This is a genomic window from Anaeromyxobacter soli (assembly GCF_022808855.1).
GTDB classification, from domain to species: Bacteria; Myxococcota; Myxococcia; order Myxococcales; family Anaeromyxobacteraceae; genus Anaeromyxobacter; species Anaeromyxobacter soli.
In genome coordinates this window covers 1-23861 of record NZ_JAKZLF010000004.1, presented here as the reverse complement: position 1 = coordinate 23861, position 23861 = coordinate 1, and the positions used below count along the sequence as shown (strand labels likewise).

Genomic DNA, 23861 nt, shown 5'->3' with positions numbered 1-23861 from the left:
CACGGATCCCGATGAAGCGCGCTCTCCCGTACCTCGCCGCGGTGGCCTCCGGCGCCGCCCTGGCGCTCGCCTTGCCGCTCGTCGTCCCGTTCCTCTCCATCCGGCAGGTGGATCCCGCGGGCTGGCTCGAGCCCGTGGCGTGGTTCGCGCTCGTGCCCGCGCTGCTCGCGCTCCGGGGGGCGCCCTCGGCGCGCGCCGCGGCCCTCCGCGGCCTCGTGGCCGGCCTCGGCTACTTCTACGTCGCCATCTACTGGGTCTCGAACGCCATGACCGAGTTCGGGGGGCTCTCCCTCGGGCTTTCGTTCGTCGCGCTCACGCTGCTCGTGCTCTACATGGCCGCCCACTGGGCGGCGGCGTTCGCCGTCGCCTGGACGATCCGGGCGCGGCTCGGCTGGCCGCTCCACCTGCACCTCCCGCTCGTGTGGGCCGCGTTCGAGCTGTCGCGGAACTACCTGTTCTCCGGCTTCCCGTGGGCGAACGTCGGCTACACGCAGGTGCGGACCCTGCCCGTGGCCCAGCTCGCCGCGCTGGCCGGCGTCTACGCCCTCGCGGCGGTGGTGGTGCTCGTGAACGCGGTGATCGCCGAGGCGATCGCCGCGCGCCGCGAGGGGCGGCCCCTGCCGCGCCGGGCGGTGGTCGCGACGGCGGCCCTGCTCGCCCTGGTCGTGGCGCACGGCGAGCTCAGGCTGCGCCACGTGCGGGCGCGGATGGCCGAGGCGCCGAAGCTCACCGTCGGGATCGTCCAGCCGAACGTGAACCAGTCGGTGAAGAACCGGGCGCGCGACAACTTCGACTACATCCTCGACCGCCTCGTCCCCCTCACCGTCGAGGCGGACCGCCGCGGCGCGGATCTCGTCGCCTGGCCGGAGTCGGCGTACCCGATGTACCTCTCGCCCGGGGTGCGCTCGCTCGCGCTGCCCGGCTACGAGCTGCCGGTCCTGTCGCACGCGCACCTGCTCCTGGGCGCCGCGACCATCGAGCGGCTGCGCGGGGAGGGCGGCGAGCGCGTCTCGCGCGTGGGCAACGTGAACCTGCTCCTCACGCCGCGGCTCGAGGTCCTCGGCGGCTACCAGAAGCACCACCTGGTGCCCTTCGGCGAGTACGTCCCGCTCCAGGAGTGGCTGCCGTTCCTGAAGCAGGTCGTGCCGAGCTTCGCGCCTTCCGCGCCGGGAGCGGAGCTCGCGGTCCTCGCGTTCCCCGCGCCGGGCGGGCAGGCGGTGCCCGACCCCGCGCCGGAGGGGCGCAGCGCCGGCGCCGCGCTGGGCCTCGTCGCGCCCGCGCGCGCGGCGGAGCCGGCCGCGCCGGGCGACTCGGTGCGCCTCGCCCCCATGATCTGCTTCGACGCCATCTTCCCCGAGATCAACGTCGCCTTCGCGCGCCAGCCGCTCGAGCCGGAGCTGCTCGTGAACTCCACGAACGACGCCTGGTACGGCTACTCGTCGGGGCCGTACCAGTTCCTCGACATCGTGCGGATGCGGGCGATCGAGGCGGGCAAGGCCGTCGTGCGGCCCGCCTACGCCGGCGTCTCGGCGGTGCTCCTCCCCACCGGCGAGCTCGCGCCGGGCGCGCTGGAGATCGGGCCCGTCGATCTCGATCGCGCCCCCCATCCCGACGAGCCCGCGCGCCTCCTCCTCGCCGAGGTCCCGCGCTTGCGCGGGCGCACCCCCTACACTACAGTCGGCGACCTCTTCGCCTACGCGAGCGCGCTCTTCACCGTGGCGGCGCTCGCGGCCGCGCTCCGCGCCGGCCGTCGCCCCGCGCGGACGTAGCGAGACGCCCGAGGACACCCATGGCCGGACCGACGAACGAACGCATCGCGGAGCTCACCCGTCGCCTGGAGGCGCTCCGGGGGTCGCTTTGACGTCGACCGCAAGCAGCGGCGGGTCGAGGAGATCTCCAAGCTCTCCGAGGACGGCGCGTTCTGGTCGGACGCCGCCAAGGCGCAGGCGCTCCTCAAGGAGAAGGCCCAGCTCGAGGCGGTGACGGGGGGCTATGGCCGCGTGCGCCGCGGGCTCGACGACGCGGAGGCGCTCGCCGAGCTCGCCGAGGAGGCGCGCGACGAGGCCACCCGCGCCGAGGCGGCGCAGCACTGCGAGGTCGTGGCGAAGGACCTCGAGGCCCTCGAGTTCCAGCGGATGCTCTCCGGGGAGCACGACCGCGCCGGCGCGATCGTCGAGGTGAAGAGCGGCGCGGGCGGCGTCGAGGCCATGGACTGGGCCGCGATGCTGTACCGGATGTACATGCGCTACTGCGAGCGTCGAGGCTGGGCGGTCGAGCCCGCCGACCTCGTGGCGGGCGAGGAGGCCGGCATCTCGCAGGCCTCCTTCATCGCGCGCGGCGACTTCGCCTACGGCTTCATGAAGGCGGAGCGCGGCGTGCACCGGCTCGTCCGGATCAGCCCCTTCGACCAGGCCGCGCGCCGGCAGACGAGCTTCGCGGCGGTGGACGTGACGCCGGAGATCGACGACGACATCGTCGTCGACATCAAGGAGGCGGACGTCCGGGTGGACACCTACCGCTCCTCGGGCGCGGGCGGGCAGAAGGTGAACAAGACCGACTCGGCGGTCCGCCTCACGCACATCCCGACCGGGCTCGTCGTCGCGGTCCAGAACGAGCGCTCGCAGCAGAAGAACCGCAACGTCGCCTGGAAGATCCTGCGCGCGAAGCTCTACGACCTCGAGGAGAAGAAGCGCGCCGAGGCCCGCGACGTCGTCGAGGCGGCCAAGAAGGACATCGACTTCGGCTCGCAGATCCGCAGCTACGTCCTGCAGCCGTACCGGATGGTGAAGGATCTCCGGACCGGCGTGGAGACGGGCAAGGTGGACGACGTGCTGGACGGCGACCTCGACGGCTTCATCCAGCCCTACCTGCTGGGCGTGAGGCGCACGGATCGTCCGGTGGACGACTAGGTCAGGGCGCCGCGGCGGCCGTCCTCGCCCGTCGCGCCGGCGGGTTCGCGCCGCGGGATCCGAGAGCTCCCGGTGCGGCCCCGGGCGGCGCGGCTACTGCGGGGAATAGACGATCGGCTGGCGCGCCAGCACGAAGCGGTCGATCGCGTCGACCGCCCAGCCCGGCAGGTTGAAGAGCTTCACGCCGCAGCCGGTCGGCTGGCGGCCGATGGTCGCGCTCTTCTCGCGGACGAACGCGACCTCGCCCTCGAGGTCGATCCGGCGCCCGTCGGCGAGGCCGAGCCTCACCTGGAGCCGCGTGCCGGTGGGGGGCGGCATGGCCGTGGCGATGAAGACGCCGCCCGAGTCCACCCGCCGCGTCGGCCCGACGTAGAAGTTGTGCTCCGAGACGAGGCTCACCGTCACCTCGACGCGGGTCGGGACGGGGCGCGAGCGCGGCTCGTCCACGAGCTCCTCGTCGATGAGCGCCATCAGATCGACGGGGCTCGTGCGCGGGCGTGGCGCCGCGAGGGGCCCCGCCGCGTCGGCGAGGGAGTGCGTGGGCGCTGGCGCCGGCGCCGGGCGCTGGGCGGGCGAGGGGGACGACACGGCGCCGGGCGGGACCGCGCCGATGGTCCGCTCCACCACGACGAGCGGGCGGGAGAGCACCTCCGCGCGGGCCAGCGCGCGCTCGGCGCCCGCCACCGCGGCGAGCGGCTCGACCACCTCCCGCGAGGGCGCCACCATCACGACGCGCACCCCGACCTTGGCGGTGTTCGCCGCGGTGGAGAGCGCGGGCCCCCAGCTCCCGTCGGGCGCGGCGGGCAGGAGCAGCACGAGCACGTGCGGCGCGACCGCGCGCACGATCGCCTCCAGCTCGGCGGGGCCGGGCATGCAGTGGATCGCGTAGCCCGCCCGCTCGAGGTGCAGGTGGAGCGCGATCGAGACGTCCGCGTCCGAGCCGACCACGAGGACGCGCGACGCCGCTGGTGCGGCGAGGGTCACGCGGTGCGGCCCCCCGTCTCCATCAGGATCCGCCGCTCCAGGTCGGCGCGGTTCGTGGCGTTCGCGAGCGCGCTGTCGAGCGAGATGTGCTTCGACTCGTGGAGCCGGTACAGGTACTGGTCGAAGCTGTTCATCCCGAGATCCGAGCCGGCGGTCTCCATGTAGCTCTTGAGCTCGGTGATCTTGGAGCGGTCGCGGATGAGCTCGCGGACCGTGCTCGTCGCGAGCAGCGCCTCCACCGCGGGGATGAGGCCCGCCGCGTCGGCGCGCATGAGGAGCCGCAGCGCCACCACCGCCTGGAGGTTGTCGGCGAGCCGGGCGCGCACCGTGTCCTGCTCCTCGGCCGGGAACAGCCCGACGAGCCGGTTCACCGCGCGGGGGACGTCGGGGGTGTGGAGGGAGGTGATGACGAGGTGGCCGGTCTCGGCGGCCTTCAGGCAGATGTCGGCCGCCTCGCGGTCGCGCAGCTCGCCCACCATGATGATGTCGGGGTCCTGCCGGAGCGCGGCGCGCAGCGCGTCGGTGTAGCTCGCGGTGTCCGAGCCGACCTCGCGCTGGATGACGAGCCCCTTCCCGCCGGGGAAGATGAACTCGATGGGATCCTCCACCGTCACGACGTGGAGCCGCTCCTGCTGGATGATGAAGTTGATGAGCGCGGCGATCGTGGTGGACTTCCCGTTCCCGGTCGCGCCGGTGACGCAGACGAGCCCGCGCCGCGCCTCCGCGATCGTGCGGACCACGGGCGGCAGGTTCAGCGTCTCGAAGTCGGGGATCTGGAACGGGATGGTGCGCATCACCGCGCCCCAGCTCCCGCGCTGCTTGAAGATCGAGGCGCGGAAGCGGGAGACGCCGGGCAGGGAGTAGCTGCGGTCCACCTCGCGGAAGTCGAGGGGCGTGAACCCCGAGCCGGGCGCCCCCAGGACGAAGTTCGCGATCGCCTCCGTGTCGGCGTGCGTGAGGGGCGGATACTTCGCGGCGAGCAGCTCGCCGAACACGCGGTACGTCGGCGGGTAGCCGACCTCGAAGTGGACGTCGCTCGCCTGCCGCTTCACCGCGAGCTGCAGGAACGAATGGAACATCTCCTCGCTGAGCGGACCCTGGCCATCCATGGCGGGCGAGTCTACCCGCGCCCCGGGCGAGCGGCCAATCGCGTGCTCGCGGAAGAGCGCGCCGGAGATGTCGTCGGCGCGCCTACCATTGGGCGCCCGCGCGCACCCGGGAAGCGCGCCGGGCGGCCGTGGCTCGCGCGGGGGAGCGGGCCCGCGCCCGGCGTGCGCCGCCCCGGTGCGTGGCCCCGGCGCCGGGCGCGGCCTACCGTGTGGAGGTGCGCATCGCGATCGTCTCGACCCCCTTCGTCCCCGTTCCTCCCCCGGCGTACGGCGGGACGGAGCTCGTCGTCCACGCGCTCTACCGCGCCCTCGCCCGCGCAGGCCACGACGTCACCGTCTTCGCGACGGGCGACTCGACCGCCCGCGGCGTGCGCGCCTTCTTCGAGCGCGCCGTGTGGCCGCCCGATCCCTACTCCGAGATCCTCCACTGCCGCTTCGCCGCGCAGGAGATCGCCGCGGGCGGCTACGACGTGGTGCACGCGAACGTCCCCGCCATGCTCGCCTTCGCCGACGAGCTGCGCCCGCCGATGGTCTACACCCTGCACCACGCGCTCGAGCCCACCCTGGCGCGCTTCTACGAGCGCGTCGAGGGCGTACGCCTGGTCGCCATCTCGGAGCGGCAGGCGGAGCTCGCGCGGCCCGCGCCGCACGACGTCGTCCACCACGGGCTCGATCCGGAGCTGTACCCCGTCGCCGGCACGGGCGGGGGCGGAGCGTTCTTCCTCGGGCGGCTCTCCTGGTGCAAGGCGCCGGAGGTCGCGATCGAGGCTGCGGCGCGGGCCGGCGTCCCCATCACCGTGGCCGGCGCCATCCACGGCGACGCCGCGCCGGAGGGCTGGCGAGAGCGCGTGCTCGCGCCCGCGCTCCGGCGGCCACACGTGAGCTGGGTGCGCGAGGCCGATCTCGCCGCCAAGCGCCGCCTCTTCGCGACCTCGCGCGCCTTGCTCGTCCCGCTGCGCTGGGACGAGCCGTTCGGGCTCGTGATGATCGAGGCCGCGCTCGCGGGGTGCCCCGTCATCGCGTCGCCCAGCGGCGCGGCGCCGGAGATCGTCGAGGACGGCGAGACCGGCTTCCTGGTCCGCTCGGAGCGCGAGATGGCGGCCGCGCTGCGGCGGGTCGGCGCGCTCGACCGCCGGGCCATCCAGGCCCGGGCGCGGCACCGCTTCGGGGCCGATCGGATGGCGGCCGGGTACCTCGCCGTGTATCGCGCCGCGATCGCCGAGCGCATGCGCCTGCGGCTCGGCGGGGCGCCCGCGGCGGAGGACGGATGGACGACGCTCGCGCAGTGAGCCTCGCGCGACCGGAGGACCTGCTCGGCTACTCGGACCCCTCGACGCAGCCCGAGGCGACGGGGGTCGACAAGCTCGTCCTGAAGCGCGGCAACCTCTTCCTGGTGGCCAACCGGCTCGGGGACGTGGCGCCGGCGGGCGCCCGCGACCTCGGGCTCTTCCTCACCGACACGCGCCACCTCTCCTCGTGGAAGCTCTCGGTGAAGGGCGGGCCGCCCCTCTGCCTGTCGTCCCAGGTGTCGCCCGAGTACGTCGCCCAGATCGACTTCACCGTCACGAGCCTGCACGAGGGGGATCTCCTCGGGCGCGAGCCGCTGAACTACGTCCACCTGCGGCGCGACCAGATCATCGACGACGTCTTCCTCGAGCGCATCGTCCTCACGAACTTCCTCGACCGCCCCATCGCCTTCTGGATCGAGATGTGCTGGGCTGCGGACTTCGCGGACGTCTTCGAGATCCGCGGCGCCCAGCGCGCGGCGCGCGGCACCTACGAGGTCCCGCGCGTGGAGAAGGACCGCGCGATCCTGCGCTACGACGGGCGCGACGGGCGCGGGTACGCGACGGAGATCCGGCTGGAGGGGCTGCGGGCGGACGGCCCCGCGCGCCTCTCGCGCATGGGGGGCCGGGGCGCGCGGGTGGATCTCCACCTCGAGCCGGCCGGCAAGGTCGAGCTGTCGTTCGTCGTCGCGGCGGGGATCGAGCGCGGTCCGGCGGCCGGCCGGAGGGGGCGCGACGAGGACCGCGAGGTGCCCCGCGGCCCGTCCGCGTCGTTCGACGCGCGCGCCCGCGCGACCCGCGACGCCTACGACTCGTGGGAGCGCGGCGCGACGCACTTCCGCTCGTCGAACGATCTCTTCGACCTCGCGCTCCACAACGCCGTCGCCGACCTGAAGGCGCTGCGCGTCTACCACTTCGGCGAGCCGGTCATCTCGGCGGGGATCCCCTGGTACACCTGCCCGTTCGGCCGGGACGCGCTCATCACGGGCTACGAGGCGATGCTCGCCGCGCCCGAGGTGGCGCGCGACGCGCTCCGCTTCCTCGCGCGCCTGCAGGGCACGATCGACGATCCCGAGCGCGACGAGGAGCCGGGGAAGATCCCCCACGAGATCCGCTTCGGCGAGATGGCGGCGGCGGGCGAGGTGCCGCACTCGCCGTACTACGGCTCGGCGGACGCGACCCCGCTCTTCCTCGTGGTGCTCGACGAGTACGACCGCTGGACGGGGGATCGGGCCACCGTCGAGGCGCTCCTCCCGGCCGCCGAGCGCGCGCTCGGGTGGCTCGACCGCGCCGCCGATCCGGCGCGCGGCGGCCTCGTGGAGTACGCGCGCCGCACGCCGAAGGGCCTGCGCAACCAGGGCTGGAAGGACAGCCACGACGGCGTACCGTTCGCGGACGGCCGCCCCGCCGAGCCGCCCATCGCGCTCGTGGAGGTGCAGGGCTACGCCGTGGACGCGCGCCGCCGGATGGCCGGGCTCTACCGGCGCCTCGGCCGCGACGCGGACGCGGAGCGGCTCCTGGCGATCGCGAACGCGCACGCGGACGCGATCGAGGCGCGCTTCTGGATGGAACGGGCGGGCACCTACGCGATCGCGCTCGACCGCGAAGGACGCCAGGTGGACGCGGTCACCTCGAACCCCGGCCACCTGCTCTTCTCCGGCGCGGCGGCGCCGGACCGCGCGCGGCGCGTCGTCGCCTCGCTGCTCGACGAGCGCATGTGGAGCGGGTGGGGGATCCGCACGCTCGGCGCGGGGCAGCCGGCGTACAACCCGCTGAGCTACCACAACGGCACCGTCTGGCCGCACGACAACGCGCTCTGCGCGATGGGCATGAGCGCCTACGGCGAGGTGGAGCGCGCCGGGGAGGTGCTCACCGGGCTCTGGCAGGCGGCGCAGCACTTCCGCCTGCTCCGGTTCCCGGAGCTGTTCTGCGGGCTCGGCCGCGACGGCGGCCGCTTCCCGGTCCACTACCCGGTCGCCTGCTCGCCGCAGGCCTGGTCGTCGGCCGCGTGGTTCCTCCTCGTCCGCGCGGTGCTGGGGCTCTTTCCGGACGCGCACGCCCAGACGCTCCACGTCCGGTTCCCGTGGCTGCCGCCCTGGCTCGACGAGCTCACGCTCGAGGGCGTGCGCGTGGGCGCCGCGCGCGCGACGCTGCGCTTCCTCCGCGGGCCCAAGTCCGCCTACGCGGAGGTGGTGGACGTGGAGGGCGGACCGCTGCGGGTGCGCATCGAGGTGTGAGCCTTCACCCGCGCGCACGAAAAGCGAGAGGCCGCGGGTGTGCCCCGCGGCCTCTCCAGCTTTTTGGCGCGTGGGCGCCCGACTAGGATTCTCCGCCAGACGCCTCACTCGAGACGAACGGCGGGGGCAGGAGTCGAGCGTCCGACCACGCATCGACGAGGACGTGAGACGGGAGGTGGGCCCTGCAGTTCGAGCGTTTGGGCTGGAGCTTCTTCATGGCAGGGTCCTCGGTCGGCCTCCGGCGGGACTCGAGTGCGTACCTGTTCAATCGGCGTGCCGTAGGGCCTCCAAGGCGAATCACTCCTGGAATCAAAGACTTGTGGAAAACCCGCGCGGGCCGCGGCTGTAATTCTGACGGTTCCCGGCAACGCCAGGGTGTAGCGAACCCCGGTAACATGACCGGTCGGATGCTCGATCGTGCCCGCGCCCGCCCTATAAGGAATGGCGCCGTGGAGCGCGTGAGCCGCGCTGCGAGGAGCCATGTTCGCGACCATCGAAGAAGCCGCCGAGAAGCTCGCGGGCGCCGGCTACCTGCCTTCGCGCGAGATCGCGACCGCCGTATTCCTGGCCGACCGGCTCGAGAAGCCCATCCTCGTCGAGGGGCCGGCCGGCGTGGGCAAGACGGCGCTCGCCCGGGCGTTCGCGCAGGCGTCGGGCCGCTCCCTCATCCGGCTCCAGTGCTACGAGGGGCTCGACGAGTCGAAGGCGCTCTACGAGTGGGAGTACGCGAAGCAGCTCCTGTTCACGCAGCTCCTCCGCGAGCGGATCGGGGAGGCGATGTCAGGCGCGGAGTCGCTCGCCGAGGCGGCGGATCGCATCGCGGGGGAGGGCAACGTCTTCTTCAGCGAGCGGTTCCTGCTGCCGCGGCCGGTGCTGCGGGCCATCACGAGCGAGGAGCCGGCGCTCCTGCTCGTGGACGAGATCGACAAGGCGGATCCCGAGCTCGAGGCGTTCCTGCTCGAGGTGCTCTCGGAGTGGACCGTGACCGTGCCGGAGATCGGCACCGTCCGTGCGCGCCAGGTGCCCCGCGTGGTGCTCACGTCCAACGCGGCGCGCGACCTCTCCGACGCCCTCAAGCGCCGCTGCCTCCACCTGCACATCGACTTCCCCTCGCGCGAGCGGGAGCTCGCCATCGTCCGCGCCAAGGTGCCGGAGGCCACGGAGGCGCTCGCGCGCGCCGTGGTGTCGGCGGTGGGGAAGCTCCGTACGCTCGACCTCAAGAAGCCGCCCTCGATCGCGGAGACGCTCGACTGGATCCGCGCGCTCGCCGTGCTGAACGCGACGGAGCTCGACGCGACGCTGCTCGACGAGACCCTGAACCTCGTCCTCAAGTACGAGGCCGATCTCGCCCGCGCGCGCGAGCGGCGCGGGGAGTGGCTGATCTAACGGGGGCTGCGCCCCCGCCCCACCGACGGCTGACCGCCGTCGGCCGGGGCCCCACCCCTGCTCGCCGGGTCCCGTGCGCCGCCGCGTGGCGGCTTCGCCGCGAACGCGCCGGCGCCCCGGCGGGCTCGCTTCGCTCGCGTGTCGCTCAAGCCCCGGCGGCGGATCCCCCGCCCTGCATGCGCGAGGGCACCTGGACGATCTCCTCTCCCGGCAGGACGAGCGCGGTGAGGCGACCGCCGTAGACGCAGCCGGTGTCGAGGCCGAGGCACCTCACGCCGGCCTCGCTCAGGTCGCGCGTCGGCTCGGCGAGGCTCTGCGGGTGGTGGCCGTAGACGACGCGCTCGGGCCCCGTCCAGGCCTCCGCCCAGCGCCGCACCCCGGGCTCGCCCGCGTCGCCGCGCACGCGCCCCACCGGACGGCCCGCGGCGTCGACGTAGCGCAGCCGGACCATCCAGTCGGGCGGCTGCGCCGCGATGGGCATCCCCGGCAGGAACCCGGCGTGCACCGCCACCCAGCCGTCGCCGAGCGCGATGGTCCGCGGCAGCGCGGCCAGCCAGGCGAGGTCGTCCTTCGCGAGCGCCGCGTGCTGGGCGGCCCGGCGCGGATCGAAGCGCACCGGGTTCTGGTGGCGGTGGTCCGAGCGCCGGCGCGCCTCGTGCGCCGCGAAGCGGAGGTGCTTCTCCTCGTGGTTGCCGAGGACCGACTCGGCCCGCAGCTCCCGCGCCCGCCGGAGGACGCCCACCGGGTCGGGGCCTCGATCCAGCAGGTCGCCGAGCAGGACGAGCCGGTCCCGTCCGCGCGCGAAGCCGGCGGCCCGGAGCAGGTCGTCGAGCTCGGCGAGGCATCCGTGGACGTCGCCCACGACGAGGGTGCGGCGCGGCGCGGCCATCTCGGGGCGAGTGTAACGCCCGCCCGCCTGGGCGGCGCGATCACCGAGCCGCCGAGGCGGGTTCGTCCCAGTAGCCGGCGTAGGCCGCGATCGCCGCCGCGTCGAACGCGCCACCTGGCCGCCGATCCACGATCCGCCACTCGCCTCCCGCGCGGGCGACGAGGTACTCGCTCACGGTCCGGAGGAGCCTGCGGGCGTCGGCGGCGGGGTCGAGGTAACGCTCCTCGACCGTCACGACGGCGGTCGCGCGAGGGCCGCGGCGGACGGCGAGGAGCTGGAAGGAGTCGAGCACGTGGGCCCGCGCGGCGTCGCGCCAGAACGCCAGTGGGTGGGGCTCGCCCGCCGCGTCCTTGCGCTCGAGCTCGGCCCTCGTACGGGGTGCGATGAGGCGTGTCGCCGCTGAGTACTCCCCGGCGCGAGCCGGCACGGCGGCGCCCGCGCGGAGCGGCCCGCGGGGTCCGGCGAGGCGTACCTCGTCCAGGTAGTGCAGGACGACGCGCGCGGGGCCGCGCAGGAGGTTCTCTCTCGGGGCGGCCCCCGAGGGCGCGAGCGCGGGCGAGGTGGTGAGCGCGAGCGCGACGAGGAGGGCCGATGTGGTCATGGGTCGTCCCGCCCTGGCGTCCCAGGGCGCCCGGACACGTTCGGTCGCCGGGTGCGCCCCCGCAATCCGCGCGCGGGGCGCCCGCGCGCAGACGCCCCGCGAGACCCTCCTCGGTCGGCGCTCGCCCGTTCGGCGCGGCGGGAGGCGATGGCTAGATTGGCGGACGACACCGGCCTATGCTCGGTGACCGCGCGGGAGTCCTCTCGCGACCTGCCCACACATGGAACAGAAGCGCGTCCTCATCGTCGAGCCGGACAACGCCTTCGCGCTCTCGCTCGCCTCGCTCTACCGGCAAGACGGCTGCGGCACGCGGATCGTCGCGAGCGCCGGCGAGGCCGAGCTCGAGATCGCCACCCGCCGTCCCGACCTCGTCGTGGCCCGCGCGGAGCTGCCCGACCTCTCCGGGTTCTCGCTCTGCGCGCGGCTCCGGCACGATCGCACGACCGCCGGCCTGCCCGTCCTCCTCTACTCGTCGGACACCCCCCCGGAGGCGCTCGCGCAGCACGCCCGCACGCCGTGGGCGGCGAACGGCTACCTCGCGATGCCGCTCGACACGGACGCGCTGCGCAAGCTCTCCGCGCGCATCCTCGCCGCGGCCGCCCCGGTGGAGAGCGCGGACGACGCAGTCATCGAGCTCGATGACGGCGACGTGGAGCTCCCCGGCGAGCCGCCGGGCGAGGTCGCCTCCGAGGCGGAGGCCGGGGCCGCCGCGGCGAGCGGCGAGGAGGTCGCCGAGGAGCCCAGCCAGGAGCCCGCGCCCGACCCGGACGCGCCGCCGCCGATGCCCCGCCGCGCCCAGCGGAGCGGCCTCACCGACGAGGACCGGTCGTTCGTCGAGCGCGTGTTCCAGTCCGTGGGGGAGCGGCACGCGCTCGCCGCGGAGGCGGACCGCCGCCCCCCGCAGCGGCGCGAGCTCAGGGAGACTCCCGAGGGGCGCACGCAGCTCCTCCGCGAGGATCTCAAGTGGCGGGAGGCGCAGATCGCCCGGCTCGCCGAGGCGTGGGAAGCGCGCGAGCGCGAGCTTTCGGTGTTCGACGAGCGGCTCCACGACAAGGACGTGGAGCTGCAGGCGCTCCGGGACGAGGTCGAGGATCTCTCGCGCCGGCTCGGCGAGGCGCGCGAGCTCTTCGTCCAGAAGGAGCGCGAGTACGGCGCGTCGATCGACGGGCTGCTCCTCGAGAAGTTCGGGCAGGAGAAGGAGCTCATCGAGGTGGTCGCCGCGAACGAGCGGCGCATCCACGAGCTCGAGCGGGAGGTGGGCGCCGCGGGCGAGGAGCTGCAGGAGCGCGACGCGGCGCTCTCGCGGGCGCGCGCGGAGATCGAGGAGCTCGGCCGCGACGCGCGGGCCGAGCAGCACCGGACCGAGGCCCGGGAGCGCGAGCTGCAGGAGGAGATCTCCCGCCGGACCGACGAGCTCTCCGCCGCCGAGGAGGCGCTCGGCGAGGCGCGCGAGGCGTCGGAGGTCGCGGCCCGGGAGGCGGCGGCGCAGCTCGACGAGGCCGCCGCCCGGAGGCGGGCGCTCGAGGCGGAGCTCGAGCGGACGCGCACCGAGCGCGACGCCGAGGCGCGCTCGCGCGAAGCGGCGCGGGAGGAGAACGAGGCCCGCGTCCGCGCGGTCGAGGTGGAGCGCGAGAAGCAGCGCGCGGACGACGAGAACCGCCGCGCCGCGCTCGAGGTGCGCATCCGCGAGCTCGAGGCCGCCCTCGCCGAGGGGGAGCGCGCGCGCGAGGAGGCGGCGGTCGCCGCCCGCGAGGCGCAGGCCGCGCTCGAGGGGCGCGTGGCGGAGGGCGAGGCGGCCCTCCGCGAGCGCGACGGGCGGCTCAGGCTGCTCGACGACGAGTACCGCCAGTTCCGCGACGCGGCGCGCGGGCGCGAGGAGGAGCTCGGCCGCGAGGCGGAGGAGCGGCTCCAGCGGCTCGGCGAGGTCGAGGGCGCGCTCGAGGCGCTCGCGCAGGCGTCGGCGGAGCGCGAGGGGGAGCTGCGCGCCGAGCTGGAGGGGGCGCAGGCGGCGCTGGAGGAGACGCGCGCGGCGGCGGAGCGCGCGGCGCGCGAGGCGGCCGAGGCCGCCGCAGTGCGGCAGGAGGAGGCGGAGCGGACCCTCGCGGGCGCGGAGCGTGCGCTCGCCGAGGTGCGCGCCCGGGCCGAGGCGCTCGACGGCGCGCTCGCGGAGGCGCGGGCGCGGCTCGAGGAGGTCGAGGCGGCGCGCGCGGCCGAGCGAGAGGCGCAGCGGGCCCAGCTCGACGGAGTGCGCGAGGACCTCGAGCGCCAGCGCGGGGTGGCGGAGGGGACCGCGCGCGAGCGCGACGCGCTCCGGGCGGCCCTCTCCGAGCGCGAGGCGGAGCGCGACGCGCGGGGCGCCGAGCGGGACGAGGCGCGGGCCGAGGTGGAGGTCGCCCGCGCGGAGGCGGCGCGGCTCGCCGGTGAGCGCGACGCGGTGGCGGCCTCGCTCGTCGAGGCGGAGCGCGGCGCGGCGGGGCTCGCCGACACGATCGCGTCGGCGCGCGAGGAGATCGCGCGGCTCACCGCCCACCTCTCCGACGTCGAGGCGGCGGCCGGCGCCCGGCAGGGCGAGCTCGAGGGCGCGGTCGAGGCCGCGCGGGCGCGCGCCCGGTCGCTCGAGGCCGAGCTCGCCGAGGCGCGCGCGGCGCTCGAGACGGGCGCGGCGGAGGCGGCAAGGGCGGGCGAGGCGGCGGCGGCCGCTGCCGCGCAGGCGGCGGAGGCGCTCGCCGACGCGCGCGGCCGGCTGCAGAAGCGCGAGGGTGAGCTCACCGTCGAGCGCGCCGCGCGGGCGGAGGCGGCGCGGAAGGCCGAGGCGTGGGCCGCGGAACTCGAGGCGAAGGCCGAGGACCGGCTCCACCGAGCGGCCGCGCTCGAGGAGGAGCTGCGCCGCGCGCGCGAGTCGCTCGACGCGCTCTCGCGCGAGGCCGAGCGCAAGCAGGCGGAGCTCGCCGGCAGGCTCGAGGCGCAGGAGGCTCTCGTCGCCGCGGCGCGCGGGGAGGGGTCGCGGCTCGAGGCGGCGCTCGAGACGGCGCACCGCGAGCGAGCGGAGCGGGTGAAGGCGCTCGAGGCGGAGCGCGACCAGGCCCGCGCCGAGGCGGCCGGCCTCGAGCTCCGGCTCTCGCGCGCGGAGGAGGACGCCGCGCAGATCGGCGGCGCGCGCGACGCGCTCCAGGCCGAGCTCGAGGCGACCGCGGCGGACGAGGCGGCGCTCCGGGAGGAGCTGCACGCCGCCGTCACCGCGCGGGAGGCGGCCGACGCGGAGCGGGCGCGGCTCGAGGCCGAGCTCACGGCCGAGATCACCGCCCGCGGAGACACGGAGGAGCGCGCCCGCGCCCACGCCGCGGCGCTCGAGGACGAGCACCGGCGGCGAGAGGAGGAGCTCCTCGCGGAGCTCTCCAAGAAGACCGAGGCGGCCGAGGCGCTCCACGAGCGCTTCGAGGATCTCGCCGCCGAGCGGGCCCGGCGCGAGGACGCGCTGCAGAAGGAGATCGCGGCGAGGACCGAGGCCCTGCGCGCGGCCGAGCGGCGCGAGCGCGCGGCGAACGAGACCGCGGCCTCGCGGGCGGAGGAGACGCGCCGGCGGATCGCCGACGCGGAGGAGCGGATCGCGCAGCTCGTCTCGGCGCGCGAGGCGTCCGAGGCGGCGCGGCTCGAGGCCCGCAAGCGCGTGGACGAGGCGCAGGCGCAGCTCGTGGCGACGGGCGCGCGGGCCGAGCGCGCCGAGGCGCGGGTGCGCGAGATCGAGCAGGCGCTCGCGTCCGCGCACCGGGACCGGCAGCGGATCGAGACCGAGCTCCAGGCGCGCATCGCGCGGGCGGAGACCCGCGCGGCGGAGCTCGCCGCGCGCGCCGAGCAGGGGGCGCGCGACGCCGGCGTGGCGCAGGCCGCGCGGGCGCGGATTCAGGAGCTCGAGGCGGCGCTCGCCCAGGCCGGCCAGGCGCGGGCCCGGGCCGACAAGGAGCTCACCACCCGCGCGCAGGCCGCGGAGACGCGCGCCGCCGAGGCCGCACGCCGCGTCGAGCAGCTCCAGGCGGAGCGGCGCGAGGCGGAGGGGCGCGGGGTGCGCGCCGTGGAGGAGGCGCAGGCGCGCTTCCGCGAGGAGCTCAAGCGGCGGGACGAGCTGCGTGCGCAGGAGCTGCAGCGGCTGCATGCGGCGCTGCAGGAGCGCGCCCGGCGCGAGAAGGCGCTCGAGCTCGAGCTCGCTCGCGTCCGCGGCGCCCCGCGCCCGGGGACCCCGCCGGCCGCCCCCGCGCGCCCGGTGACCCCGCCGGCCATCCCCGCGCGCGTGGCGCCCGCGCCGCAGGGCCAGGAGCCGGTGAGCGCGGGGGGCGGGGAAGCCCCCGGCGACGAGTGACGCGCCCCGCCGAGCCCGCGCGCGAGGCGGGCTCGCCGCGGCGAGTCGTCAGGGCGCCTTCCGGCGAGCTCAGCCCGCGGCCGCGGCGGGCGGGCTGCCCTCGCCGGGCCTGAGCTCACCCGCGTCCGCATCCGAGGCGCTGCGCTGGTCGCGCTTGCGCCCGGGGTGGTCGCGCATGCCCGGCGCGTACGGCATGACCACGTTGCGCCCCGCGCGCTTCGCCGCGTACAGCGCCCCGTCGGCGCAGTCGATGAGCGCGCCGAGGTCGCGCGCGTCGTCCGGGTAGATGGCGACGCCCACCGAGATGGTCACGTGGCCGGGGCCGACGCCCGGGTGCGGGATGGCCGCGGCGGTCACGGCGGCGCGCAGCTTCTCGGCGGCGACGAGCGCGGCCGCGCGGTCGGCGCGGGCGAGCACCACCGCGAACTCCTCGCCGCCGTAGCGCGCCACGACGTCCACCTTGCGCGCGGCCCCGCCCAGCACCGCCGCGACCCGGCGCAGCACCGTGTCGCCGGAGGCGTGGCCGAAGGCCTCGTTGTAGCGGCGGAAGTGATCGACGTCGACGAGGGCCACGGCGGTCGCGTGGTCGAAGCGCGCGCTCCGCTCGAGCTCGTCCTCGAGGCGCGCGAACAGGCTCCGGCGGTTGTGCGCACCCGTGAGCGCGTCCGTCTGTGACAGCCGGACCATCTTCTGGTGGAGGCGCGCGTTCGCGACGGCGATGGCGGACTGCGCCGCGATCGCCTCGAGCAGCCGGCGCTCCTGCGGCGAGAGCCCGCCGCCCGCCGGCCGGAGCGCGATCGCCCCCGCGCCCTCCTCGCCGCGGGCCATCGGCACCTCGAGCCAGCCGGGGCGCGCCTGGCCCGGGGGGAGCCGGGTGCCGACCGCCGCCCCGTCGCTGCCGTAGGCGGCGCGCACCACCCGCTCGCCGGTCGCCTCGTCGACGAGGAGCACCTGGAGCTCCGCCGCGCCGAGGGCGCTCCCCACCTGCGCGGCGGTCGCGCGGACGAGCTCGTCGAGATCGAGCGTCGCACCGAGCGTGCGCCCCAGCTCGAACAGCAGCGTCAGCTCGCGCACGCGCGCCTCGAGCTCCGCCTTGAGCGAGAGCTCGCGCTCCATCGAGGCGATCGACGCCGCGTCCTCGATGCGGCGGACGTGGAGGTCGGTGATGGCGGCGAGCGTCTCGTTGTAGGTGCTCGCCACCTGGCCGATCTCGTCCTCGCCCTCGTCCGGCACGCGGTGCAGGAAGTCGCCCTCGCGCGCCCGCCGCATGCCCGCGGCGAGCCGCCGGAGGCGGCGGTCGACGACGTAGCGCACCACCACGAGGTGCATCGCCGCGAGCCCCGCCGCCAGCACGACGAGCGCCACGAGCGCGATCCGGTGGAGCGGCTCGACGGCCGGCGCGAGCGCCCGGCTCTCGTGGCGCAGCCAGAGGACCACGGCGAGGGAGAAGAGGAGGCCGGGGGCGCCGACCGCGATGAGCAGCTTGCGGCCGATGGAGCGCCGGATCGATCGGAGCATGGGCGAGGGAAGGTTATAACCCGTCGGATGCGTCTCCTGACGAGCGAGCGGCTGGCCGCCTTCCCGCACGGCTTCACGACCCGCCCCGGCGGCGCGTCCCCGCCGCCCTGGGACGCCCTGAACCTGGGGGGCGCCGTGGGCGACGAGCCGGCCCGGGTCGAGGAGAACTGGCGCCGGCTCGAGGCCGCCACCGGGCTGCGGTTCGCGCGCGTCCGGCAGGTGCACGGGACCCGCTGCCTCCGGGCGACGGCGGCGACCCCGCCGGCGGAGGAGGCGGACGCGGTCGTGTCCGTCACCGCCGGCGTCGCCGCGTGCGTCTCGGTGGCCGACTGCGTGCCGGTGCTCGTCGCCGATCCCGAGGGCGGGGCGGTCGCCGCGGTCCACGCCGGCTGGCGCGGCACGATCGGGCTCGCCGCCGCCGAGGGCGTCCGCGCGCTCGCGCGGGAGGGCGCCGACCCGGCGCGCCTCGTCGCCGCCATCGGCCCGTCGATCGGGCCGTGCTGCTACGAGGTCTCGGCCGAGCTCGCCGAGCGGTTCCGGGCGCGCTTCGGCGCCGAGGTCGTCCGCGCCGGCGCCGCTGCGCGCCTCGACCTGTGGCGCGCGAACCTCCTCGCGCTCGAGGAGGCCGGGGTGCGTTCCGAGCGCGTCGAGGTGCTCGGCCGCTGCACCGCCTGCGAGCGGGAGCTGTTCTTCTCTCACCGTCGCGACGCGGGGCGCACCGGGCGCCAGGTAGGCTTCATCGCACCCGCGTCCGCTCCCGGCAGCGCACATCCGCGGCGGCCAGGCGAGGGGCCCCTTCCTTGACGGGCGGCCCCCGAACCCTAGAATTTTCCAGTTTTGAGACCCCTCGCGCGAAACGCCTCCGCGGCGCTCGTCGTGTTGCTCGGCTGCGCCGGCGGCGGCGCCGCCGCGCCCTCGGAGGTCGAGGCGCTCCGCGCGGAGGTGCGCGCGCTGCGCGCCGACAACGAGGTGCTCGCGCGCAAGGTGGACGGGCTCTCCGCACGCATGGAGCTCGCCGGCGCGCGCGCCGCGCGAGACCCGGCGCCGCGCCGCGCCCCGGCCGCCGAGGCGCTCCCGCCCGTGGTCCCGCCCGACCTGGCGGTCGTGAGGGTGGAGCCCTCCGAGCCGCCCCCGGTCGTCCTCAGGATGGCTCCCTCCGAGCCGCTCCCCGCGGTGGTCCCCGCCGCAGGCGCACCCCAGCCCCGGCGCGCGCCGCCGCCCGTGCCGACCGCGATCCCCATCGCCGAGCCCGCGCCCGAGCGGCTCGAGGCGCTCGCGCTCGGCGGCGGCCGCGAGCTCTCGGTCGAGGCCGATCGCGAGCTCCGCGCGGCGCGCCGCCGCGACGGCGTCGCCCGCGCGCACGCCCTCGAGGACTTCGTCGCCCGCTACCCGCGCCACCCCGCGGCCGACAACGCGCTCGTCGAGGCGGCCGAGTCGTACGCGGCGGCGGGCAAGGACGACGCGGCCTGCGCGCTCGCGGCACGGGCCGGCGACGACTACCCCGCCGGCGACGCGCTGTCCGGCGCCCTCGAGCGGCTCGCCGCCTGCGAGTCCCGGCGCGGCTCCGCCAGCGCGGAGCGGCGCATCCTCGAGCGCCTCGTCACCGAGTTTCCGAGGACCCCGGCCGCCGAGCGCGCCGGGACTCGCCTCGCAGCCATCTCCGGGCAGGGCGGCGACACGTCGCCGCGCGTCCCGGCAAGGAGCGGTCCATGATCCGCAGACACCTCGTCGCCGTCCTCGCCCTCCTTCCGGCCGCTGCGCTCGCGCAGGCCGGGGCGCTCGACGCGGCGCGCGACGCCGCCCGGACCGCGAGCGCCGATCCGCAGGTGGAGGCCACCGGCGCCGTGCAGGACGGGGCGCCCTCGGAGACCGCGGCCGCCGTACCCGCGGACGCGGCCGGCGCACCGGCGGCGGGCGAGGAGGGCCTCGCGCCGGCCGTGGCCGGCACCGCGCTCGCGCTGGAGGACGCCGCCACGAGCGGCGGCCAGACGCCGGACACGTACACGATCCGGCCCGGAGACACGCTCTGGGATCTCTCCGGCCGCTACCTGAACAACCCCTGGTACTGGCCGAAGATCTGGTCCTACAACCCGGACATCGAGAACCCGCACTGGATCTACCCGGGCAACCTGCTCAGGTTCTACCCCTCCGCCGACGAGGGCCCGACGCGCGTCGAGCCGGCCGGGGAGCCGGTGGCCGAGGCCGAGGAGGCGCCGCCGCGCGAGCTCGAGGACCTCTCCCGCGCGGACGGGAAGACCGACGACGACGGCGACGCGGTGGCGGTCGTCGGGCCCTACAAGATCGGCTACGTCTCCCCGCGCGCGCTCCTCGCGCGGCACGACACGTTCGTCACCCCGCGCGAGCTCGCCGAGTCGGGCGCGATCAAGGCCGCGTTCGAGGAGAAGCTCATGCTCTCCAGCCACGACAAGGCGTACGCGCGGTTCGAGCGGCGCGCCGAGGTGAAGCCGGGCGAGACCTACGTCATCTTCAAGACGGAGCGGCCCATTCGCCACCCGCGCACGAACGAGCTCTTCGGCTGGCAGTCCACCGTGCTCGGCGCGGCCAAGGTGGTCGCGGTGGACGACAAGGCGGCGACGCTCGTCATCACGCAGTCGTTCGAGCCCATCGAGCGCGGCGCCATGCTCGGTCCGTGGACGGAGCGCTTCCTCCGCCGGGTGGATCGCCGCGCGAACCGCCGCGCGCTCGAGGGCACCATCGTCGGCGGCCAGGTCCAGGTCGTCACCCAGCTCGGAGAGCACCACGTCGTCTTCATCGACCGCGGCTCCGCCGACGGCGTGGAGGAGGGCAACGTCTTCACGGCGGTCCGCGCCGGCGACCCTTACGGCCGCGCGCCGGGCCTGCCGGCCTGGGATTCGAGCCTCCCGAAGGAGGACATCGGCGAGATGCTCGTCATCGACGTGAAGGAGCGCGCCTCGGCGGCGCTCGTCACGCGCAGCCTCGTGGAGCTCGCCATCGGCGATCGGGTGGAGATGCGCGCCGTCCGCTCGGCGGCCGAGGGGGCCGGCGGTCGCTAGCTCCACCGTCCTCCGGGTGCGCGGGCGCCGGCCAGGCCGTCGCTCTCGCACGGCTTCCCGCGCGCCCTCCCGCCGGCCGCAATCCTACCGGTTTACGGGAGGTAGGAGGCCGTTTTGACCGTGTCGGCAGGTACGGTCCGTGCATTCGGCGGCGGGTCCCCACCTTGACGCTCCACCACCCGGTGGGTATATGGCCCCGCTCCATGGAGGAGGCGACCACCATCCGTCCGGGCGACGGCCTTTACCCGGACCGCCTCGCGCAGACGCCCGATCGTCCGGCCGAGCTGCGCCTGCGCGGCGCGCTCGCCGACCTCCGGCGCGTCGCCGTCGTCGGCTCGCGCCACCCGGACGCCTACGGGGAGGAGATGGCGCGCCTCCTGGCCGCGGGGCTCGCCCGGGCGGGCGTCTCCGTCGTCTCCGGCGGCGCCCTGGGCATCGACGCCATCGCGCACCGCGCGGCGCTCGACGCGGCCGGCCACACGGTCGCCGTCCTCGGCACCGGCGTCGACGTGCTCTACCCGGCCTCGAACCGGCCGCTCCTCCAGCGCGTGCTCGCCGAGGGCGGCGCGATCCTCTCCGAGCTGCCCGACGGGACGCCGGGCTTCGCCGGGAACTTCCCCCGGCGGAACCGGATCGTCTCGGGCCTGTCGGAGGCGGTCGTGGTCGTCCAGGCCGGGGAGAAGAGCGGGGCGCTCATCACGGCCGACTGGGCGCGGACGCACGGCGTGCCGGTGTTCGCGGTGCCGGGCGACGCGCGCGAGCCGCTCTCCGCCGGGCCGATCGCGCTCCTCCGCCGGGGCGCGAAGGTCGCCGCCTCGGCCGAGGACGTGCTCGGGGCGCTCGGCATCCCGGCAGCGCCGGTCGCCGAGCGGCAGCTCGCGCTGCCCGCGCTCGCCGCGCCCGAGAGCGCGCTCCTCGCGGCGCTCGCCCGGCGCCCGCGTCACGCCGACGAGATCGCGCGCCAGGCGGGCCTCGCGCCCGGCCCGGCGCTCGCCGGGCTGCTCACCCTCGAGCTCGAGGGTTTGTGCGAGCAGCGCCCGGGCCATTACTTTCTGCGCCGCACGTAGGGGGACCCCGACAGATGCCGAGAGCCACGAAGGTCGCAGCCGCGGAGGGCATGAAGAAGGAGAAGGCCGCTCCGCCCAAGCGCGCCGCGAAGAAGCCCGCGGTGGGGGGCAACCTCGTCATCGTCGAGTCGCCCGCCAAGGCGAAGACGATCAAGAAGTACCTCGGTCGCTCCTACGACGTCCGCGCGTCGGTCGGCCACGTGAAGGACCTGCCGAAGTCCAAGATCGGCGTCGACGTCGAGGCGGGCTTCACGCCGCAGTACGACGTCATCAAGGGGAAGGCCAAGGTCCTCTCCGAGATCAAGCGCGCCGCGCGCACCGCCGAGCGCGTCTTCCTCGCGACCGACCCCGATCGCGAGGGCGAGGCGATCGCCTTCCACATCGCGGAGGAGATCGGCGACTCGGGCGACGGCCGCGTCCGCCGCGTCCTCTTCAACGAGATCACCAAGAACGCGATCCAGAAGGCGATCGAGAAGCCGCTCGACCTCGACCGCAAGAAGTTCGACTCGCAGCAGGCGCGCCGCATCCTCGACCGGCTCGTCGGCTACCAGATCAGCCCCATCCTCTGGAAGAAGGTCCGCCGCGGCCTCTCCGCCGGGCGCGTCCAGTCCGTGGCGGTGCGCCTCGTGGTCGAGCGCGAGCGCGAGATCGAGGCGTTCAAGCCCGAGGAGTACTGGACGCTCGAGGCGGAGCTCGCCGCGAAGCTCCCGCCGGAGTTCCGCGCCCGGCTCTCGAAGGTCGACGGCCAGAAGGCGGAGCTGAAGGAAGGCGCGGTCACCCACGCGCTCGTGAAGGACCTCGACGGCGCGACCTACGTCGTCGCCAACGTCGACAAGAAGGAGCGCCGCCGCAACGCGCCGCCGCCCTTCACGACGGCGAAGCTGCAGCAGGAGGCGGCGAACCGCCTCGGCTTCACGGCCAAGAAGACGATGACCCTCGCGCAGAAGCTCTACGAGGGCGTCGAGCTCGGCGACGAGGGCGCGATCGGCCTCATCACGTACATGCGCACGGACTCCGTCCGGCTCTCCACCGAGGCGGTGGACGCGGCGCGCGGCTACATCGCCGACGCCTACGGCAAGGACCACCTGCCGGAGGCGCCGAACGTCTACAAGACGAAGGCGAAGGCCGCCCAGGAGGCCCACGAGGCGGTCCGCCCGACCTCGCTCGAGTGGACGCCGGCCCGCGTGGCCCCGTACTTCGAGCAGATCGGCGAGCGCGACATGTACCGGCTGTACGAGCTCATCTGGAACCGGTTCGTCGCCTGCCAGATGGTCCCGGCGGTCTACGACCAGACCACCGCGGACATCACCGCCGGCCGGGCCACGTTCCGGGCCACCGGCTCCATCCTCAAGTTCCCCGGCTACCTCGCCGTCTACGGCGCGAAGCCGCCCGAGGAGGAGGCCGGCGCCGAGGAGGAGGCGAAGGAGAACGGCGATCGCGAGAAGGCGAACGAGGAGCGCCAGCTGCCGCCGCTCGAGGCCGGCATGACGCTCGACCTGCGCCGGCTCCTCCCCGAGCAGCACTTCACGCAGCCGCCCCCGCGCTTCAACGAGTCGTCCCTCGTGAAGGAGCTCGAGCAGCGCGGCATCGGCCGGCCGTCCACCTACGCCGCCATCCTCGAGAACATCCAGGAGAAGACCTACGTCGAGAAGGTCGAGCGGAACTTCAAGCCGACCCACCTCGGCCTCGTCGTCACCGACGAGCTCGTGAAGAGCTTCCCGCGCGAGATGGACCTCGCCTTCACCGCCGGCATGGAGGAGCGCCTCGACGAGATCGAGGAGGGGAGCGCCGCCTGGCAGCAGGTCCTGAAGGACTTCTACGACAGCTTCAAGGACGACCTCGCGAAGGCCGAGGTCAACATGCGCGACGTGAAGCGCCAGGAGATCGCGACCGAGCTCACGTGCGAGAAGTGCGGCAAGCCCATGGTCATCAAGTGGGGCCGCATGGGCGAGTTCCTCGCGTGCTCCGGCTACCCCGAGTGCCGGAACACGATGAACTTCAAGCGCGAGGACGGGAAGATCGTCCCGGAGAAGGAGGAGGACGTCCCGACGGACGAGAAGTGCCCGGAGTGCGGCGCCGCGATGGTGATGAAGCGCGGCCGCTTCGGCCGCTTCCTCGCGTGCACCCGCTACCCCGAGTGCAAGGGCACGAAGCCCATCTCCATCGGCGTGTCCTGCCCGAAGGGCTGCGGCGGGTACATCACGGAGAAGCGCTCGCGCCGCGGGAAGACCTTCTACGGCTGCTCGTCCTATCCCAAGTGCGACTTCGTGTCCTGGGATCGGCCCCGGAACGAGGCCTGCCCGCAGTGCGGCAGCGCGTACCTCCTCGACAAGTACTCGAAGAAGACGGGCCCGTACGTGGCCTGCCCGAACAAGGAGTGCGGCTACCGGCGCGACTCCGAGGCGAAGGGTCCGGAGACCGCGCCCGAGAGCGCGTAGCCGAGATCCGATTCTCGCCCCAGCGAGCGAAGCGAGCCCGCCGGGGCG

At 75.4% G+C, this 23861-nt stretch carries 16 protein-coding genes; 11 read left to right on the top strand and 5 right to left on the bottom strand.

Annotated features, from left to right (window positions below; all coding sequences use genetic code 11):
- The first annotated feature begins 11 nt into the window (after positions 1-11).
- Both lnt and prfB read left to right on the top strand, forming a co-directional pair.
- The gene (gene lnt / locus MLV88_RS04535) at positions 12-1769 is read left to right on the top strand and encodes an apolipoprotein N-acyltransferase (RefSeq protein WP_242336973.1); all 1758 of its coding nucleotides are present in this window, start codon (positions 12-14) and stop codon (positions 1767-1769) included.
- Positions 1770-1789: 20 nt separating this feature from the next.
- Positions 1790-2909, top strand: a protein-coding gene (prfB, locus tag MLV88_RS04530) for a peptide chain release factor 2 (RefSeq protein WP_242336976.1) whose coding sequence is annotated in 2 segments (ribosomal slippage) — positions 1790-1858 and positions 1860-2909 — 1119 coding nt in all. Because the reading frame shifts where the segments join, the coding sequence is not laid out codon by codon here.
- A gap of 93 nt (positions 2910-3002) precedes the next feature.
- On the opposite strand, the gene MLV88_RS24480 is transcribed toward prfB, so the two are convergent.
- Entirely contained in the window at positions 3003-3893 is an 891-nt protein-coding gene (locus tag MLV88_RS24480) for a PilZ domain-containing protein (protein WP_242336979.1), read from the bottom strand.
- On the bottom strand, positions 3890-5002 hold the full coding sequence (locus MLV88_RS04520) for a type IV pilus twitching motility protein PilT (protein WP_242336982.1): 1113 nt from the start codon (positions 5000-5002) through the stop codon (positions 3890-3892). The genes MLV88_RS24480 and MLV88_RS04520 overlap by 4 nt, the downstream gene beginning before the upstream one ends.
- Before the next feature lie 215 nt (positions 5003-5217).
- On the opposite strand from MLV88_RS04520, the gene MLV88_RS24475 reads away from it, so the two are divergent.
- From MLV88_RS24475 to MLV88_RS04505, 3 genes are all read left to right on the top strand, one after another.
- On the top strand, positions 5218-6291 hold the full coding sequence (locus MLV88_RS24475) for a glycosyltransferase family 4 protein (RefSeq protein WP_242336985.1): 1074 nt from the start codon (positions 5218-5220) through the stop codon (positions 6289-6291).
- Complete coding sequence (locus MLV88_RS04510; RefSeq protein ID WP_242336988.1) at positions 6270-8525, top strand: amylo-alpha-1,6-glucosidase; 2256 nt, start codon at positions 6270-6272, stop codon at positions 8523-8525. The genes MLV88_RS24475 and MLV88_RS04510 overlap by 22 nt, the downstream gene beginning before the upstream one ends.
- A gap of 480 nt (positions 8526-9005) precedes the next feature.
- Complete coding sequence (locus MLV88_RS04505) at positions 9006-9911, top strand: AAA family ATPase (RefSeq protein ID WP_242336991.1); 906 nt, start codon at positions 9006-9008, stop codon at positions 9909-9911.
- A gap of 145 nt (positions 9912-10056) precedes the next feature.
- On the opposite strand, the gene MLV88_RS04500 is transcribed toward MLV88_RS04505, so the two are convergent.
- A complete protein-coding gene (locus MLV88_RS04500) occupies positions 10057-10800 on the bottom strand; it encodes a metallophosphoesterase (RefSeq protein ID WP_242336993.1) in 744 nt (247 codons plus the stop codon).
- Positions 10801-10840: 40 nt separating this feature from the next.
- Positions 10841-11401, bottom strand: a complete 561-nt coding sequence (locus MLV88_RS04495; RefSeq protein WP_242336996.1) for a hypothetical protein — start codon at positions 11399-11401, stop codon at positions 10841-10843.
- A 220-nt stretch (positions 11402-11621) separates the two neighbouring features.
- Here MLV88_RS04495 and MLV88_RS04490 point away from each other — a divergent pair, with 220 nt between their 5' ends.
- Entirely contained in the window at positions 11622-15755 is a 4134-nt protein-coding gene (locus MLV88_RS04490) for a response regulator (protein ID WP_243336953.1), read from the top strand.
- A gap of 69 nt (positions 15756-15824) precedes the next feature.
- Here MLV88_RS04490 and MLV88_RS04485 read toward each other — a convergent pair whose 3' ends face one another.
- A complete protein-coding gene (locus MLV88_RS04485; protein ID WP_242341302.1) occupies positions 15825-17273 on the bottom strand; it encodes a sensor domain-containing diguanylate cyclase in 1449 nt (482 codons plus the stop codon).
- Positions 17274-17300: 27 nt separating this feature from the next.
- Between MLV88_RS04485 and pgeF the strand changes: the two genes are divergently transcribed.
- The 5 genes from pgeF (at position 17301) to topA (ending at position 23813) form a co-directional block, all read left to right on the top strand.
- The gene (pgeF, locus tag MLV88_RS04480; RefSeq protein ID WP_242341301.1) at positions 17301-18077 is read left to right on the top strand and encodes a peptidoglycan editing factor PgeF; all 777 of its coding nucleotides are present in this window, start codon (positions 17301-17303) and stop codon (positions 18075-18077) included.
- A gap of 33 nt (positions 18078-18110) precedes the next feature.
- Positions 18111-18986 carry a tetratricopeptide repeat protein gene (locus MLV88_RS04475; protein WP_242356374.1) on the top strand — a complete coding sequence of 292 codons (876 nt, stop codon included), beginning with the start codon at positions 18111-18113 and terminating at the stop codon, positions 18984-18986.
- Positions 18983-20308 (top strand): LysM peptidoglycan-binding domain-containing protein, encoded by a 1326-nt coding sequence (locus MLV88_RS04470; RefSeq protein WP_243336952.1) that lies wholly within the window; start codon positions 18983-18985, stop codon positions 20306-20308. Before MLV88_RS04475 ends, MLV88_RS04470 begins: the two co-directional genes overlap by 4 nt.
- Positions 20309-20511: 203 nt before the next feature.
- Positions 20512-21375: a DNA-processing protein DprA gene (dprA, locus tag MLV88_RS04465; RefSeq protein WP_242341298.1), complete on the top strand. Its 864-nt coding sequence runs from the start codon at positions 20512-20514 to the stop codon at positions 21373-21375.
- 14 nt (positions 21376-21389) lie between these two features.
- Positions 21390-23813 carry a type I DNA topoisomerase gene (topA, locus tag MLV88_RS04460; RefSeq protein WP_242341297.1) on the top strand — a complete coding sequence of 808 codons (2424 nt, stop codon included), beginning with the start codon at positions 21390-21392 and terminating at the stop codon, positions 23811-23813.
- Positions 23814-23861: the final 48 nt, after the last annotated feature.